Annotated in this window: 1 protein-coding gene; it reads left to right on the top strand. The window is 65.5% G+C overall.

Annotated features, from left to right (window positions below; translation table 11 throughout):
* On the top strand, positions 1-252 hold a 252-nt coding region (locus AC0IW7_RS24910), incomplete at both ends, for a molybdopterin dinucleotide binding domain-containing protein (protein ID WP_471821525.1).

The raw sequence follows: 252 nt of genomic DNA, 5'->3' as shown, positions 1-252 counted from the left end.
ACACCGGCCGCGTGCAACACCAATGGCACACGCTGACCAAGACCGGCAAGGTGCCGCGCCTGAACAAACTCAACCCCGGCCCGTTCGTGGAAATTCACCCCAGCGACGCCGCGCGGTTGGGCCTTCGCGCTGGCAGCAAGGTGGAACTTCGCTCACGGCGTGGCCGCGCGGTGTTGCCAGCCGTGGGCAGCGACCGCGTGCAATTGGGCAACTGCTTTGCGCCATTCCACTGGAACGATGTGTTTGGCGAGC

Source organism: Pseudomonas sp. AC229, from assembly GCF_979254655.1.
The sequence above is the reverse complement of the archived record's forward strand: the minus strand, read 5'-3'. Positions and strand labels throughout refer to the sequence as shown.